This window comes from Streptosporangium sp. NPDC048047 (assembly GCF_040653115.1).
In the GTDB taxonomy this organism is placed as follows: Bacteria; Actinomycetota; Actinomycetes; order Streptosporangiales; family Streptosporangiaceae; genus Streptosporangium.
Genome location: NZ_JBEZNH010000048.1, coordinates 51,073 through 67,441, shown reverse-complemented (window position 1 = coordinate 67,441; position 16,369 = coordinate 51,073). Strand labels below are relative to the sequence as shown.

At 72.9% G+C, this 16,369-nt stretch carries 12 protein-coding genes; 10 read left to right on the top strand and 2 right to left on the bottom strand.

Going from position 1 to position 16,369, the window contains the following annotated elements:
* Positions 1-446: 446 nt before the first annotated feature.
* Genes AB0D67_RS30305 through AB0D67_RS30280 form a run of 6 tightly spaced genes read left to right on the top strand, consistent with a single transcriptional unit; the run spans position 447 to position 5,651 of the window.
* Positions 447-1,022 carry a MauE/DoxX family redox-associated membrane protein gene (locus tag AB0D67_RS30305; protein ID WP_362943534.1) on the top strand — a complete coding sequence of 192 codons (576 nt, stop codon included), beginning with the start codon at positions 447-449 and terminating at the stop codon, positions 1,020-1,022.
* Positions 1,022-1,786, top strand: coding sequence for a thioredoxin domain-containing protein (locus AB0D67_RS30300; RefSeq protein ID WP_362943531.1), 765 nt, complete (start codon positions 1,022-1,024; stop codon positions 1,784-1,786). The genes AB0D67_RS30305 and AB0D67_RS30300 overlap by 1 nt, the downstream gene beginning before the upstream one ends.
* 26 nt (positions 1,787-1,812) lie before the next feature.
* Positions 1,813-2,985, top strand: a complete 1,173-nt coding sequence (gene lgt / locus AB0D67_RS30295; protein ID WP_362943528.1) for a prolipoprotein diacylglyceryl transferase — start codon at positions 1,813-1,815, stop codon at positions 2,983-2,985.
* On the top strand, positions 2,985-3,701 hold the full coding sequence (locus AB0D67_RS30290; protein WP_362943525.1) for a VIT1/CCC1 transporter family protein: 717 nt from the start codon (positions 2,985-2,987) through the stop codon (positions 3,699-3,701). The genes lgt and AB0D67_RS30290 overlap by 1 nt, the downstream gene beginning before the upstream one ends.
* A complete protein-coding gene (locus tag AB0D67_RS30285) occupies positions 3,698-4,966 on the top strand; it encodes a hypothetical protein (RefSeq protein ID WP_362943522.1) in 1,269 nt (422 codons plus the stop codon). Before AB0D67_RS30290 ends, AB0D67_RS30285 begins: the two co-directional genes overlap by 4 nt.
* Before the next feature lie 52 nt (positions 4,967-5,018).
* Positions 5,019-5,651 (top strand): hypothetical protein, encoded by a 633-nt coding sequence (locus AB0D67_RS30280; RefSeq protein ID WP_362943519.1) that lies wholly within the window; start codon positions 5,019-5,021, stop codon positions 5,649-5,651.
* On the opposite strand, the gene AB0D67_RS30275 is transcribed toward AB0D67_RS30280, so the two are convergent.
* Positions 5,617-7,317, bottom strand: a complete 1,701-nt coding sequence (locus tag AB0D67_RS30275; protein WP_362943516.1) for a bis-aminopropyl spermidine synthase family protein — start codon at positions 7,315-7,317, stop codon at positions 5,617-5,619. The genes AB0D67_RS30280 and AB0D67_RS30275 overlap by 35 nt on opposite strands.
* Before the next feature lie 297 nt (positions 7,318-7,614).
* Between AB0D67_RS30275 and gltB the strand changes: the two genes are divergently transcribed.
* Together gltB and AB0D67_RS30265 are read left to right on the top strand one after the other, a co-directional pair.
* A complete protein-coding gene (gene gltB, locus AB0D67_RS30270; protein WP_362943512.1) occupies positions 7,615-12,120 on the top strand; it encodes a glutamate synthase large subunit in 4,506 nt (1,501 codons plus the stop codon).
* Between the two features lie 12 nt (positions 12,121-12,132).
* The gene (locus tag AB0D67_RS30265; RefSeq protein WP_362943509.1) at positions 12,133-13,611 is read left to right on the top strand and encodes a glutamate synthase subunit beta; all 1,479 of its coding nucleotides are present in this window, start codon (positions 12,133-12,135) and stop codon (positions 13,609-13,611) included.
* 156 nt (positions 13,612-13,767) lie between these two features.
* On the opposite strand, the gene AB0D67_RS30260 is transcribed toward AB0D67_RS30265, so the two are convergent.
* Complete coding sequence (locus AB0D67_RS30260) at positions 13,768-14,415, bottom strand: class I SAM-dependent methyltransferase (RefSeq protein ID WP_362943506.1); 648 nt, start codon at positions 14,413-14,415, stop codon at positions 13,768-13,770.
* A 300-nt stretch (positions 14,416-14,715) separates the two neighbouring features.
* Between AB0D67_RS30260 and tnpA the strand changes: the two genes are divergently transcribed.
* Together tnpA and AB0D67_RS30250 are read left to right on the top strand one after the other, a co-directional pair.
* Positions 14,716-15,138: an IS200/IS605 family transposase gene (gene tnpA / locus AB0D67_RS30255; protein ID WP_362943503.1), complete on the top strand. Its 423-nt coding sequence runs from the start codon at positions 14,716-14,718 to the stop codon at positions 15,136-15,138.
* A complete protein-coding gene (locus tag AB0D67_RS30250; protein ID WP_362943500.1) occupies positions 15,131-16,324 on the top strand; it encodes a transposase in 1,194 nt (397 codons plus the stop codon). The genes tnpA and AB0D67_RS30250 overlap by 8 nt, the downstream gene beginning before the upstream one ends.
* Positions 16,325-16,369 lie beyond the last annotated feature (45 nt).

The following is a 16,369-nucleotide window of genomic DNA, read 5'->3' as shown; positions in this document are numbered from 1 at the left end:
ACGCACCCTCCGATTTTCTGCGAAACACAGTCACGTAAAGTGATGTTCACGTTACGTACGGCCTCGGCCGCGCGTCGCCGATCGCCGGTGGCCGGATGCGGGCCGTCACGGCCCGTGGCCTGGGACGGTGACACGCCGTGCCGCGGCGGGCTCCCGGACGGGCGGGGCGGTCCCGGCGCGAGAGCGGGCGGTCCTGGCGCGAGAGCGGGCGGCGCCCGGAGCCGCGAAGAATCATCTCCGACCGGTATATCCGCAGTTCAGAGCCCTACCTCGGATAAAATTCCCAGGTTCGCCACGCTCGGCCGCGTCCGGGGCGGGGTGGCCCGCGACGGCCCGCTGAGGTCCGCCGCAGGCTTATCCGACGCTTACCGGGCCCGTGATGGGATCTCCGCGAGATGGCGGGGGATTCCGCGACGAGCGCAGGCGGGGGCCTGGAATAGGAGACGATGATGCTCGTGACTTCCGAGAAGCCCACCAGCATGGGAACACGGGGCGCGATTTCGGCGCTACCCTGGGTGACGACCGTTTCGCGGTTGGTGCTCGCGGGTGTGCTGATCGCCGCAGGCTGGCAGAAGATCGGCACTCCTGCGCTCTCCGTCCAGGCGGTCGAGGCATACGAACTGCTTCCTGAATCGTTGGCCAAGGTGGTCGGCTACGGCCTTCCCATCCTGGAGATCGTCGTAGGGGTGTTGCTGGTCGTCGGGCTGCTCACGCGCGTCGCGGGCATGATCTCCATGCTGCTCATGCTCGCGTTCGTCATCGGGATCGCCTCGGCGTGGGCGCGCGGGCTGCGCATCGACTGCGGCTGCTTCGGCGGCGGCGGTCAGCTCAGGGCCGGGGCCGAGCCCGACTACCTCCTCACGATCCTGCGCGACGCCGGTCTCTTCGCGCTCGGCGTGGTCGTCGCCTGGTTCCCGCCGGGCCGGCTCGCGCTGGACTCCGCGCTGGGACTGATCCCCGGGCGGGAGGTGTACGACGCCGAGGGCGACGAGGAGGAGCCCCACGTGAAGGAGAACCGCTGATGGGCAAGGCCGCGCGTGACCAGTCGGTCCGCGACCGGATCAAGGCGCAGCGCGAGGAGGAGCGGCGCAGGGAGCGGCTCCGCCGCATCGTGACCATCGCCGCCGCCGCCGTCGTCACCTTCGGCGCCATCGGCGCCGGCTGGTGGTTCGCCGCCCAGGGCAGCAAGCCCGAGGAGGCCGGCGGGGCGCTCGCCCCGATCAGCGTCGCCGCCGACGGCTCGGTGGTGATGGCCAGGCCGGGGGTGAACAGGCCGGTGCTGGAGGTCTACGAGGACTTCCAGTGCCCGGCGTGCAGGGCGCTGGAGGAGACCAGCGGCTCGACGATCAAGAACCTCGCGGCCGAGGGCAGGGCGAAGGTGGTCTACCACCCGATCACGATCTTCCCCGAGGACATGAACAAGGGCGTCACCCGGGGCAACTCGCTGCGCGCCGGCGCCGCCGCGCGCTGCATCCCCGGCGGCGCCCCGTGGGCCAGGTTCCACGACCAGCTGTTCAAGAAGCAGCCGGCCGAGAACACCCCGGGCTTCTCGCTGGAGGACCTGGTCGCCTGGGGCAGGGACGCCGGCGTCACCGACCCCGGCTTCGAGCGGTGCGTGACCGGCCAGGAGAAGGCGCAGGCCCACCTCGCCGCCAGCACCAGGATCCTCGACCAGGCGAAGCTGAAGGGCACCCCGACGCTCAAGCTCGACGGCAAGGAGGTCGACAACGAGGTGGCGTTCCGCCCGGCGGAGCTGCGCCAGGCCGTCGTTGATGCGGCCAAGTAGCCCGCGACACGGTAACGTCACCTGACATGCCCCTCGCCTCGATTCCCAGCCCTTCTCAAGGGGTCTGGCATCTCTTCGGCGTCGTCCCCGTCAGGGCCTACGCGCTGTGCATCGTGCTCGGTGTCATCGTCGCCGTCGTCATCGGCGAACGCCGCTGGAGGGCCCGGGGCGGGGCCCCGGGCACGATCGTCGACCTCGCCGTCTGGGCCGTGCCGTTCGGTCTGGTGGGCGGGCGTCTCTACCACGTCATCACCGACTGGCAGCTCTACTTCGCGCCGGACGCGCCCAACAGGCCCATCGACGCGCTGTTCATCTGGAACGGCGGGCTGGGCATCTGGGGGGCCGTCGCGCTGGGCGCGCTCGGCGTGTGGTTCGGCTGCCGCAGGCGGGGCATCTCCCTGTCCGCGGTGGCCGACACCGTCGCCCCCGGCATCGCGGTGGCCCAGGCCATCGGCCGCTGGGGCAACTACTTCAACCAGGAGCTGTTCGGCGGGCCGACCGACCTGCCGTGGGGCCTGGAGATCGACCCCGACCGGCCGGGCACGATCGCCGGGGTCTCCACCTACCACCCCACGTTCCTGTACGAGTCGCTGTGGGACCTGGCGCTGGCCCTCTTCCTGGTCTGGGCGGGCAGCAGGTTCGCGCTGCGTCACGCCAGGGTGTTCGCCCTGTACGTCGCGGGCTACACCGCGGGCCGGTTCTGGATCGAGGGGATGCGCATCGACGAGGCCCACCACATCCTGGGCCTGCGTCTCAACCAGTGGACCTCGGTCGTGCTGTTCCTGGCCGCGATGGCCTACTTCTGGTACGCCCGCGGCAAGACCGGCGAGGAGCGGGTCCTCGCCGCGGGTCCCGGCGGCGAGCCGCCCGCCGATCCCGCCCACCCGGCCGGCCAGGCCGACGAGCACGAGGCCGCCGCCGCGGCGGCCCCGGCGGATGAGCCGGGCGCCGAGGACGGGGCCGGTACGGCGAGCGAGGCCGATCCGGCGGACGCACCGGGTGAGAACGGTGGACCGGTCAGGGGCGGCGAAGCGGGTGAGAGCGGCGAACCGGGCATAGCGTCGGCCGGGCTAGCCTTGGACACCGGAGGGAGCGCCGATCCGGCGCACCCGGCGGACCAGGCCGACGGGCCGGAAGAGCCCGCCGACCCCCGGAAGGGGGTCGCGGAGGCTGCGTCCGACGGTCGGAAAGAGACATGATGAGCGGAGGGTCCGGCACGCGTGCCGAGATCCATCACGAGCACCGTGACGTCAACGGCGGATGGCTGCGGCCCTCGGTGTTCGGCGCGATGGACGGTCTCGTCTCCAACTTCGCCCTGATCGCAGGTGTGGCCGGCGGCACCTCCACCATCAAGGTCGTCGTGCTGGCCGGGGTGGCCGGGCTGGCGGCGGGCGCGTTCTCGATGGCCGGCGGCGAGTACGTCTCGGTCGCCAGCCAGCGTGAGCTCGCCATCGCCGAGATCGACATCGAGCGGCGCGAGCTGGAGCGCAACCCGCAGGCCGAGCAGGACGAGCTGGCCAAGCTCTACGAGTCGCGCGGCGTCGAGCCCGCGCTGGCCGCCGAGGTGGCCCGGCAGATCTCCCTCAATCCGGAGAAGGCGCTGGAGGTGCACGCCAGCGCCGAGCTGGGGGTCACCCTGGACGACCTCCCCTCGCCGAAGACCGCCGCGATCTCCTCGTTCCTGTCCTTCAGCGTGGGTGCGCTGCTGCCGCTCCTTCCGTACCTGCTGGGCGTAACCAGCCTGCTCTGGCCGGCGGTGGTGTCCTGCCTGGCGCTGTTCGGCGCGGGCGCCCTGGTCTCCCGGGTCACCGCGCGCAGCTGGTGGTACAGCGGCCTGCGCCAGCTCGTGGTCGGCGTGGTCGCGGCGGGGCTGACGTTCGGACTGGGCAGCCTGCTGGGAGGGACCTCTCTGTGACGACTCCTCCCGGCCCTCCCGGGCGCAAGCGCCGCCGCGGCTCCTCCCGGGCCGCCGGGCCGGCCGCCCCCGAGCCTTCTCCGGGCGTCCCCTTCCCGCCCGGCGCCGCGGCCCCGGACACCCCCTTCCTGGACGGTCCCTTCCCGGCGGGCCCCGCCGTGGACGACCCCTTCTTCCAGGAGGCGTACGCCCAGGGCGCCCCCTCCTTTCCGGGGACCTCCGCGCACGCCGCCCCCGCGTTCCCCAGGACGCCCGCCCGGGCCGCCTCCGCCGTCCCGCCCGAGTTCCCCGTCCCGTCCGAGTTCGCCGTGGCGGACCCGGGGGAGGCGCGGGAGACCGAGGGCGCGGAGGTCCCCGCCGGCCGGACGGGAAGGGGCCGCGGCAGGTCCCGTTCCGAGAGGCCGCGCCCGGAGAGGACCCGTCCGGAGAAGTCGCGCTCCGAGCGGTCCCGCTCGGAGCGGTCCCGCTCCGGGAAGCCGCGCCCGGAGAAGACCCGCCCCGAGAACCGCTTCGACAGCGGCTCCCGGCTGGAGGAGTGGGGCCTGACCCCGTTCCAGCGGCGGGCCGTCATCGCGGGCACGGTGCTGGCCGGAGTGGCGGGCACCATCGTCGCCATGATCCTCATCGTCGGGTCGCTGGGCCAGGACGTCGTGCCCGAGCGGGTCACCACCGCCGCGCTGACCACCCGGCCCAGGCCCGACGCCTACAAGGGCTGGGCGTCGCCGAAGCTGTTCACGCCGATCGCGCAGAGCAAGGCCGACCCCGAGCCGCTGACGGTCAAGGACGTCTTCGCGGTCAAGACCCTCAAGGAGGGCAAGGTCACCCTGCGGCTGGCCGCCACCGACCTGAGCTCCGGCTGCCCGGCGACGGCCTGGGGGCAGCTCGCCGACCGGCTCGCCCAGGGCGGGTGCACACAGGCCGCCCGGGGCCTCTACACCAGCGCCGACGGCCGCTACGTCGCGATGTACACCCTGTTCAACCTCAGGGACGCCGCCTCCGCCGACGCGCTCGTCCAGGGGCTGACCACGGCGTACCGGGGCGGCTGGATCCAGGCGCCGCAGTCCGGCAAGGCCGTCTTCCCGTCCGGTGGATACACCGAGGGCAGCGGTTACGCCATGGGCCACTACGCCGGCCTGGCCTGGGTCGGCCGTACCGACGGCGCCGAGCCCGGTCCCCGGGACGACTTCGTCGCCCTGACCCTCGCGGTCCGCGGCGCGGAGAAGGCCGTGTTCCGCCGCGTCGTCGCGGCCGGCCCGGCCTCCTGACCCCCCGGGAAGCGCCCCGGGCGTCTCCCGCGTCCCACTAGGCTGGTGCGTCATGCGCAAGTGGATCGCCGCAGCCGTCGTCGTGCCGGTCGTCGCCGCGGGGGCGGCGGCCTTCCTGTGGCTGCGCGGCGGTGACCTCCCGCGGCCGGCGACGCTGCGCAGCGAGACGACCAGCGCCATCTACGCGCCGATCGCCACCCGCGCCGCCGACCCCGACCCGCTGACCGCGGGCGAGGTCTTCCCCGCCGGGTCGGTGGCCGCGGGCGGGACCGCCCTCGCCCGCCAGGGCTCCGAGACGCTCACCGACTGCGCCGCGGCGGTGTGGGGCGACGCCGAGGAGGCGGTCGCCGGGTGCGGCCAGGCGCTGCGCGCCCGCTACGCCACCGCCGACGGCCGGGTCTTCGGGCAGTTCGTCATCTTCAACCTGGCCGACGCGCCCGCCGCCGACCGGCTGGTGCGGGCGTTCGCGGGTCCCCGGGACGGCGGCGGCTTCGTGCGCCTCGCCCCCGGCGCCCCGCCCGGCTTCGGCGCCGCGCGGAGCTGGGCGCAGGTGCGGGCCCTGGGCCACTACGTCACCGTGAGCTGGGTCGGCCCGGTGGGCGCCGCGGGCGGGGTGGACCTGACCTATCCGCAGGTGGCGCTCGACAGCCTCAGCCTGGCCGTCCAGCGTCGCCTGACGCGCTGACGGACCCCGCGTCCGGGGACCCCGCCTCGGCCCCGGGCCCCCCGCCGGACCCCGTGCCGGACGCGGCCCCGGACCCTGCGGCGTGTCCGGTTCCGGGCGCCGGGTGCGCCGCGGACCCGTCCGCCGCCACCACCGACGCCCGTACCGCGGCCGGCAGCTCCGCGAGGCGGCCGGCGGGCAGCTCCAGCACGGTCACCTCGCCCGCCCACGGCGCGGCGGCCTCCACCAGGGCCCTGGCCTGCCTCTTGGTCAGGTCGTCCCGGACCCGGATGAGGCCCTCGCGCCAGGTGTTGGCCAGCTTGCCGTGGGCGTTGTCCAGGATGTGCCGCAGGACGCGACCCTCGTCCGTCTCCGGGGGCGCGAGCCGTACGGCGCGCACGACGGGGCCCTCGGCGGTCAGCTCGTACAGGGACGTCAGCGGCGCGCCGGGCAGGCCGGCGGGCGGCCCGGCGAGCGTGACCCGCACCTCGCGGGCGCGGGTGGCCAGCAGCAGCCGGGGGAGCGCCGCCTCCATCCCGGCGGGCACGGCGATCGCCGCGCGACGCGGATCGCCCGCGTGCGGCTTGGCCAGCCAGGTGGACAGCCGCGTGCGCTGGACGCGGGGGAGGAGATCCTTCGGCCACTCGCCGACCAGCACCCCGGGCGACTCCCCGGGGTCCGGCGCGGCGGCCCGCGCGGCCTGACCGGCCGCCCCCGCCGACTCGACCGACTGGGGGCCGTGGGTGTAGATCGCGGTGCTGAGGCCGTCGACGCGGGCCGCCACGGCGGGCCAGGTCTTGGTGGTGGGCCGCAGGACGTACAGGTCGGCGGCCGAGCCGATGGCCTCGGCGCCGAAGTAGCGGTTGAAGTCCGGGTAGATCGCCTCACTGACGAGGTTGAGCTGGGACAGGGCGTGCTGGACCTTCAGGGCGAGGGCCGGGGTGCGCTCGCTCGCGCCGTACGCCAGCAGGACGCGGCCCTGCTCGCGGTCGCGCAGCCCCTGCACGGCGCGCGCGGTGAACAGGCCGATCCCCTCGGGGGTGTACGGCGGGTCGGTGATCGCCAGGTCGGCCCAGGCGTGCGCCGAGGCGGGCAGGCCCAGGCGCAGGTCGGCCCAGCGGGTCCGGACGGCCAGGCCGAGCCGTTCGGCGTGGCCGGCGATGTGGTCCAGGATGCGCTCGTCGACGTCCACGACGGTGATCTCGACGCCGGGATGCAGCAGCGCGGTGGCCAGCGAGGTCAGGTCGTGGTCGCCCACGCACAGCAGTCGTGCCCCGTCCAGCCAGAACCGGGCGTCCATCAGCAGCGCCCGCCGGACCACGGTGTCGGCGGTCGCGGCGACGTGGTCGAGCGCCTGGCGGCCGCGCGGAGCCCGCGCGATCAGCTCCTCCATCGTCGCGACCAGGCCGGCGTGGCGGGGCAGTAGATGGGCCACCGGGTCGGCCGGCGCGTTCTCCCTCGTGATCCCGGTGATCCCGGCCGGCGGGCGCGTCAGCCGGAACCGGTCGCCGGAGCGCTCCAGTTCGACCTCGCGCAGCAGCGCCTCGACGGTCCGCCGGGACGTCGCCGTCTCGCGGACCAGGTCGGCCAGCGTCCACCAGCGGCCGCCGGACAGCGCCGCGAGGACCGCCCGGGGCCGCCTGCCGTCCACGCCGGCCCGCGCGATGAGGTCTTCGATCCCTTCCATGGCTCAACCCTAGGGCCGCGCGGCACGGCGTCCCGCGCCGCCGCACGGGCGGGGAAACGGACGACCGGCGTCGTTTCGGGTGCCGGGCCGTAACCCGCGCGCCATCCGCCCGTCACCGCCCACCGGTGCGGAGAGTCACCGGAAAGGGGGACAAATCGTAAAACATCTGTAAAATGGCCACTATGTGGACAGGATGGCCGTGTTTTGGACGGGGTACTGTAATGTCGAAACACTACGCAGCAGGGCCAACGTCGTCCCTTGCTTGATCCAGAGCAGTGAGACGACGGGAGGGATTCAATGCCTGCTGCCCACTTCGGCTTCCCCGAGCCCCAGGGCCTGTACCACCCCGAGCACGAGCACGACGCCTGCGGGGTCGCCATGGTCGCCGACGTGGCCGGGCGCCGCAGCCACGACATCGTCGTCAAGGCCCTGACCGCCCTGTGCAACCTCGACCACCGCGGGGCCCAGGGGAGTGAGCCGGACACCGGCGACGGAGCCGGGATCCTCACCCAGATCCCTGACGCGTTCCTGCGCGCCGTGACCGGTTTCCCGCTCCCCGAGGCGGGCTCCTACGCCGCCGGCACCGCCTTCCTGCCCGCCGATCCCGAGGCCCGCGACACCGCCGTGCGGCTGATCGAGGGGATCGCCGCGGAGGAGGGGCTGACCGTCCTCGGCTGGCGCGACGTGCCGACCGACCCGTCGCTGCCCGGCCCCAGCGCCCGCGCGGTGATGCCGTGCTTCCGGCAGCTCTTCGTCGCCTCCCCGAACGGCGAGCGGGGCCTGGAGCTGGACCGGCTCGCCTTCTGCCTGCGCAAGCGGGCCGAGCACGAGGCGGACGTCTACTTCCCCTCGCTGAGCTCCCGGACGATCGTCTACAAGGGCATGCTCACCCCCGGCCAGGTCGAGCTGTTCTTCCCCGACCTGACCGACGAGCGCTACGAGACCGCGATCTCGCTGGTCCACTCGCGCTTCTCGACCAACACCTTCCCCTCGTGGCCGCTGGCCCACCCCTACCGCTACGTCGCCCACAACGGCGAGATCAACACGGTCCGGGGCAACCGCAACTGGATGCGGGCCCGCGAGGCCATGCTGGAGACCTCCGCGCTCCCCGGCGACCTGTCGCGGCTCTTCCCGATCTGCGACCCCGCCGGCTCCGACACCGCCTCCTTCGACGAGACGCTGGAGCTGCTCCACCTCGCCGGGCGCCCGCTGCCGCACGCGGTGCTGATGATGATCCCCGAGGCGTGGGAGAACCACACCGAGATGGACCCCGCGCGGCGGGCCTTCTACGAGTTCCACTCCACCCTCATGGAGGCGTGGGACGGCCCCGCCTCGATCACCTTCTCCGACGGCACGCTGGTCGGCGCGGTCCTCGACCGCAACGGCCTGCGCCCCGGCCGGTTCTGGGTCACCACCGACGGCCTCGTCGTGCTCGCCTCCGAGGCCGGCGTGCTCGACATCCCGCCGCAGGACGTGGTCCGCAAGGGCCGTCTGCAGCCCGGCCGGATGTTCCTCGTCGACACCGCCCGCGGCAAGATCATCGAGGACGGCGAGATCAAGGCCGAGCTGGCCGCCGAGCTGCCCTACGCCGAGTGGCTGCACGCCGGGCTGGTCCGCTTCGAGGAGCTGCCCGCCCGCTCCCGTGAGATCCCCAGCCACGGCGCGCTGGTCAGGCGACAGCAGACCTTCGGCTACACCGAGGAGGAACTGCGGATCATCCTGGCCCCGATGGCCAGGGCCGGCATCGAGCCGATCGGCTCGATGGGCACCGACACCCCGGTCGCGGTGCTCAGCGAGAGGCCCCGGCTGCTGTTCGACTACTTCAGCCAGCTGTTCGCGCAGGTCACCAACCCGCCGCTGGACGCCATCCGCGAGGAGCTCGTCACCTCCCTGTCCAGCACCCTCGGCCCCGAGGGCAACCTGCTGGAGCCGGGACCGGCCTCCTGCCGCCAGCTCGTCCTGCCGTACCCGGTGATCGACAACGACGAGCTCGCGAAGATCATCCACATCAACGACGAGGGCGCGCTGCCCGGCTTCCACCCGCACGTCGTCTCCGGCCTGTACGAGGTCGCCGGCGGGGGAGAGGCGCTGCTGCGCCGCCTGGACGAGATCCGCGCCGAGGTCTCCGCGGCGATCGAGGGCGGCGCCCGCGTCATCGTGCTGTCCGACCGCGGCTCCTCCGAGACCCTCGCGCCGATCCCGTCGCTGCTGCTCACCGGCGCGGTCCACCACCACCTCATCGCCGAGAAGACCCGCACCCGGGTCGGCCTGGTCATCGAGACCGGCGAGGCCCGCGAGGCCCACCACATGGCGCTGCTCATCGGCTACGGCGCCGGCGCGGTCAACCCGTACCTCGCCATCGAGACCGTCGAGGACATGGTCGCCACCGGCGCGCTCGCCGGCGACCCCGCCAAGGCCGTGCGCAACCTCATCAAGGCGTACGGCAAGGGCGTCCTGAAGGTCATGTCCAAGATGGGCGTGTCCACCGTCGCCTCCTACACCGGCGCGCAGATCTTCGAGGCCCTCGGCCTCGGCGCCGAGGTCATCGACGCCTGCTTCGCCGGGACCACCTCCCGCCTGGGCGGCGTCGGCTTCGACGTCCTCGCCGAGGAGGTCGCGCGCCGCCACCGCCGCGCCCACCCGCGCGTGGACAACGCCCACCGCCGCCTCGAGGTCGGCGGGGAGTACCAGTGGCGCCGCGAGGGCGAGCCGCACCTGTTCAACCCCGAGACCGTCTTCAAGCTGCAGCACGCCACCCGCTCGCGCCGCTACGAGATCTTCAAGGAGTACACCTCCCTGGTGGACTCCCAGGCCGAGAGGCTCATGACGCTGCGCGGCCTGTTCCGGCTCCGCGAGGGCGTCCGCGAGCCGATCCCGATCGACGAGGTCGAGCCGGCCTCCGAGATCGTCAAGAGGTTCTCCACCGGCGCCATGTCCTACGGCTCCATCTCGATGGAGGCCCACGAGACCCTCGCCATCGCGATGAACCGCCTGGGCGGCAAGTCCAACACCGGCGAGGGCGGCGAGGACCCCGAGCGGCTGCGCGACCCCGAGCGCCGCTCGGCGATCAAGCAGGTCGCCTCCGGCCGGTTCGGCGTGACGTCGGAGTACCTCGTCAACGCCGACGACATCCAGATCAAGATGGCCCAGGGCGCCAAGCCCGGCGAGGGCGGCCAGCTCCCCGGCCACAAGGTCTACCCGTGGATCGCCAAGACCCGGCACTCCACCCCCGGCGTCGGCCTCATCTCGCCGCCGCCGCACCACGACATCTACTCCATCGAGGACCTCGCCCAGCTCATCCACGACCTGAAGAACGCCAACCCCGCGGCGCGCGTGCACGTCAAGCTCGTCGCAGAGGTCGGCGTCGGCACGGTCGCGGCGGGCGTGTCCAAGGCCCACGCCGACGTCGTGCTGATCTCCGGACACGACGGCGGCACCGGCGCCTCCCCGCTGACCTCGCTCAAGCACGCCGGCGCCCCCTGGGAGCTCGGCCTGGCCGAGACCCAGCAGACACTGCTGCTCAACGGCCTGCGCGACCGCATCGTCGTCCAGGTCGACGGCCAGCTCAAGACCGGCCGCGACGTGGTCATCGCCGCGCTGCTCGGCGCCGAGGAGTACGGCTTCGCCACCGCCCCGCTGGTCGTCTCCGGCTGCGTGATGATGCGCGTCTGCCACCTCGACACCTGCCCGGTCGGCGTCGCCACCCAGAACCCCGAGCTGCGCAAGCGCTTCTCGGGCCGGCCCGAGTTCGTGGTCAACTTCTTCGAGTTCATCGCCGAGGAGATCCGCGAGTACCTCGCCGCCCTGGGCTTCCGCAGCCTGGAGGAGGCCATCGGCCACGCCGAGCTGCTGGACACCGCCTCCGCCGAGAACCACTGGAAGGCCGCGGGCCTGGACCTGTCGCCGATCCTGCACCTGCCCGAGCTGCCCGCCGGAACCGCGGTGCGCCGCGTCCGCGAGCAGGACCACGGGCTCGCCGCGGCCCTGGACAACACCCTGATCCAGCTCGCCGAGGGCGCTCTGAACGACGGCCGCCCCGTCACGCTGGAACTGCCCATCCGCAACGTCAACCGTACGGTCGGCACCATGCTCGGCCACGAGGTGACGAAGCGGTACGGCGGCGGCGGCCTGCCCGACGACACCATCGACATCCGCTTCACCGGCTCGGCGGGCAACTCCTTCGGGGCCTTCCTGCCCCGCGGCGTCACGCTGCGCCTCACCGGCGACACCAACGACTACGCCGGCAAGGGCCTGTCCGGCGGCCGCGTCACGCTGCGGCCGCACGAGGAGGCCCCGCTGGAGGGCCACATCATCGCCGGCAACGTCGCCCTGTACGGCGCGACCTCCGGCGAGATGTTCGTCCGCGGCGTGGCCGGCGAACGGTTCTGCGTCCGCAACTCCGGCGCCACCGCGGTCGTCGAGGGCGTCGGCGACCACGGCTGCGAGTACATGACCGGCGGCCGGGTCGTCGTCCTCGGGCCCACCGGCCGCAACTTCGCGGCCGGCATGTCCGGCGGCGTCGCCTACCTGCTCGACCTCGACGCCGCCCGCGTCAACCGGGAGATGGTGGAGATCGAGACCCTCGGCGACGCCGACGCCGGGGAGCTGCGCGGGCTCCTGGAGCGGCACCTGGCCGAGACCGGCTCCACGGTCGCCAGGGCCCTGCTCGCCGACTGGGACCCCGGCCGGTTCAGCAAGATCATGCCGACGGACTACAAGCGGGTCCTGACGGCCGCGGAGAACGCGCGGCTCGAAGGACGAGACATCGACGAGGCCGTCATGGCGGCCGCCGTACAGGGATAGGGGGCGTAACCGATGGCCGACCCGAAGGGTTTCCTCACGCACGGGCGCGAGCTGCCGGCCCGCCGCCCGGTGGACGTGCGCATCCGCGACTGGAAGGAGGTCTACCAGGACTTCCCGCGGCCCGCGCTGACCAGGCAGGCCTCACGCTGCATGGACTGCGGCATCCCGTTCTGCCACAACGGCTGCCCGCTGGGCAACCTCATCCCCGAGTGGAACGACCTGGTCTACCGCGACGACTGGCGGGAGGCCGCCGAACGGCTGCACGCGACCAACAACTTCCCCGAGTTCACCGGCCGCCTGTGCCCCGCCCCGTGCGAGGCCGCTTGCGTGCTCGGCATCAACTCCGACCCCGTCGCCATCAAGCGGGTCGAGGTCGAGATCATCGACCGCGCCTTCGCCGAGGGCTGGGTCGCCCCCGCGCCGCCGGCCGTCCGGACCGGCAGGAAGGTCGCGGTCGTCGGCTCCGGCCCCGCCGGCCTGGCCGCCGCCCAGCAGCTCACCCGGGCAGGGCACGACGTCGTGGTCTTCGAGCGCGCCGACCGGATCGGCGGCCTGCTGCGCTACGGCATCCCCGAGTTCAAGATGGAGAAGCGCCACATCGAACGCCGCCTGGAGCAGATGCGGGCCGAGGGCACCGAGTTCCGCACCGGCGTGAACGTCGGTGTGGACGTCACCGCGGCGCAGCTGCGCGAGGAGTTCGACGCCGTCGTCCTGGCCGGCGGCGCCACCCAGTGGCGCGACCTGCCGGTCGCCGGCCGCGAACTGGGCGGCGTCCACCAGGCGATGGAGTATCTCCCCGGGGCCAACCGGGTCCAGGAGGGCGACCAGGCGGCCCCCGCGATCGACGCGGCCGGCAAGCACGTCGTCGTGATCGGCGGCGGCGACACCGGCGCCGACTGCATCGGCACCGCGATCCGCCAGGGCGCCGCGTCGGTCACCCAGCTGGAGATCATGCCCAGGCCCCCGGCGGACCGCCCCGGCAGCCAGCCGTGGCCCACCTTCCCCATCCTGTTCAAGATGGAGAGCGCCCACGAGGAACTCGCCGAGGGCGGCGGCGACCGCGTCTACGCCGCCTCCACCACCGAGTTCGTCGGCGACGCGGACGGCAACATCAGGGCGCTGCGCCTGGTCGACGTCGAGGGCCCGGCGAACGGCTTCGCGCCGATCCCCGGCACCGAGCGGGAGATCCCGGCCCAGCTCGTCACGCTGGCCATGGGCTTCCTCGGCCCGGAGAAGGGGTCCCTGCTGTCCGACCTGGCCGAGGACGGCGGCGAGGGCTTCTTCGACGCCCGCGGCAACGTCGCCCGCGACGCCTCCTACATGTCCGGGGTGGACGGCGTGTTCGTCGCCGGCGACATGGGCCGCGGCCAGTCGCTGATCGTGTGGGCGATCGCGGAGGGCCGCTCGGCCGCCTCCGCCGTCGACCGCTACCTCGTCGGCGACACGGCCCTGCCCAGGGCGATCCCGCCGACCGCCCGCCCGCTGGTCTGACGTCCCGCGCGGCGCCGGGGACCCCGGCGCCGCGCGGAGCCGTGCCCGGCCCGGGTCGCCCTCGGCCCGGGCCGCGCTCAGCGTCGCCGGGGTCGGTCCGAGCCGTGCCGGGCCCGAGCCGGGTTCAGCGCGAGCCGTGTCCGGCCCGGGTCGCGCTCAGCGTCGCCGGGCGAGCGTCACACCGTCGCGCATCGGCAGCATCACCGACTCGACGCGGTCGTCGGCCACCACGATGTCGTTCATCCGGCGCATCACGACGTCCGCCTCCTCCTGGAAGGAGTCGTCCAGCACCCGGCCGGAGCGCAGCACGTTGTCCAGCACGATCAGGCCGCCCGGACGCAGCCGGGTCACCAGCTCCTCGTAGTAGGAGGGGTAGCTCACCTTGTCGGCGTCGATGAACGCGAAGTCGATCTCCGGGTCGGCCGGCAGCGCCCTGAGCGTCTCCAGAGCCGGGGCGATCCGCAGGTCGATCCGGTCCGCCACGCCCGCCCGCTCCCAGTAGCGCCGGGCCACCGAGGTCCACTCCTCGCTGACGTCGCAGGCCAGCAGCCGCCCGTCCGCGGGCAGCCCGCGGGCGATGCAGATCGACGAGTACCCGGTGAACACCCCGACCTCCACGGCCCGCCGCGCCCCGGTCAGCCGGACCAGCATGGTCAGGAACGCGCCCTCGTCCTGCGTGATCTGCATGCTCGTGAAGTCGGAGAACGCCTTCCGCGTCTCGTCCGCCAGATCCCGCAGCACGTCGTCGGCCGGGCTGGAGTGGGCCAGCACGTAGTCGTTGACGGCGGGGTTCACGATGTCCATGTCGCCTCCTGGGTCAGGTCCTTCCGGGACCCTACCTCCGCCCCTCGGGACGGACCCGCCCGGATCCGGGTCCCCCGGCCCGCCGCGCCGTACGGCGCCGCCCCGCGTCCCGGAGCCCCGCCGTACCGGCGAAGACCCGTCGCCATCAGATCCTCCCGAGGGGACCGTCGCCTTTAGGCGACGGGGGAATCGGGAGCGGGAGGGCCGCCAAGGCCCGAGCGTGCAATGACCCGTCAGATTCAGGCATGAGAGGTCTCCGTCCCTCGCACATTAGATGCGTGACGCTGCTATAAGGATCGTGTGACTCGTCAAGCGCGCACCTCCCCGGGTGCGGCCCACGACCTCGGATACCACGTGGTGTGGTGCCCGAAGTACCGCCGTCCCGTTCTGGGCGGCCGGGTGAAGGCCCGCCTGGAGGAGTTGATCCGCGCCAAGGCCGATGAGCACGGCTGGGAGGTCGTGGTGCTTGAGGTGATGCCCGACCACGTGCACCTGTTCGTCAAGCCCCACCCGAAGAACTCGCCGTCGTACGTGGCCAACCAGTTCAAGGGCTACACCTCCCACCACCTGCGCGCCGAATTCGCGCACCTGCGTTCCCAGCTCCCCACGCTGTGGTCACGGTCCTACTTCGTGGCCACGGCCGGCATGGTGTCCGCCGACACGGTGCAGCGGTACATCGAGACGCAGTACGAGCGGCCCGCCAAGGGTGGTGGCGGTGCGTAGGTCCTACAAGTTCCTCATGCGCCCGACGCGCCACCAGGTGATCGCCCTGACCGCATGCCTGGACGACCACCGGAACCTGTACAACGCGGCGCTTGAGGAGCGGCGCGAAGCGTACAGGCGGGCGAAGACCGGCATCCGCTACGGCGACCAGTCCGCCCAGCTCAAAGAGATCCGCGCCGACGACCCCGATCAGGCGCGCTGGTCGTTTTCCTCCCAGCAGGCCACGCTCCGGCGTCTGGACAAGGCGTTCCGCGCGTTCTTCGACCGGGTCAAGAAAGGCGCGGCCCCTGGGTACCCGCGTTTCAAGGGCCGGGGCTGGTTCGACACCGTGGAGTGGCCCAAAGACGGCGACGGCTGCCGGTGGGACTCCCGACCCGAACACCCCGCTGCCGCATTCGTCCGCTTGCAGGGTGTCGGGCATGTCCGCGTGCACCAGCACCGCCTGGTGCGGGGCCGGGTGAAGACGATCAGCGTCAAGCGGGAAGGCCACCGCTGGTACGTGGTCCTGTCCTGCGACGATGTCTCGGCTGAGACCTTGCCCGCCACCGCAGCGGTCGCCGGAATCGACATGGGCGTAGCGTCGTTCCTGACCACCTCGGACGGCGCGCAGGTCGGTAACCCGCGCCACCTGGCCGCTTCCGCTGACCGGCTCGCCGTCGCCCAACGCAACCTCGCACGTAAGAAGCGCGGCTCGAAACGGAGGCGCAAGGCCGTCGCCCGCGTGGCCGTGCTGCACGCCAAGGTCCGCCGTCAACGGCTGGACGGCGCGCACAAGGCCGCGCTTGCGCTGGTGCGCGACTACGACGTGATCGTGCACGAAGCGCTCAGCGTCACCGCCATGACCAAACGGGCAGCGCCCAAGCCGGACGGCGAAGGCGGCTACCTGCCCAACCGCGCGGCGGCCAAAGCCGGACTGAACAAGAGCATCCTGGACGCGGGTTGGGGGGTGTTCCTGACGATCCTGTCGCACAAGGCTGAAAGCGCCGGTCGAGAGCTGATCGCGGTGAACCCCGCCAACACCTCCCGCACCTGTGCCCGTTGCGGGCACTGCGCTGCGGAGAACCGTGTCACCCAAGCCGAGTTCCGATGTACGGCGTGCCGTCACGAGGCGCACGCCGACGTCAACGCGGCGATCAACATCTTGAGGGCAGGGCTTGCCCTTCGCGACGCCGCACAAGCGGCCTAGCGAGAAGCCGTCTCCTTCAGGGGGCGGAGGAGTCACACCGAAAAG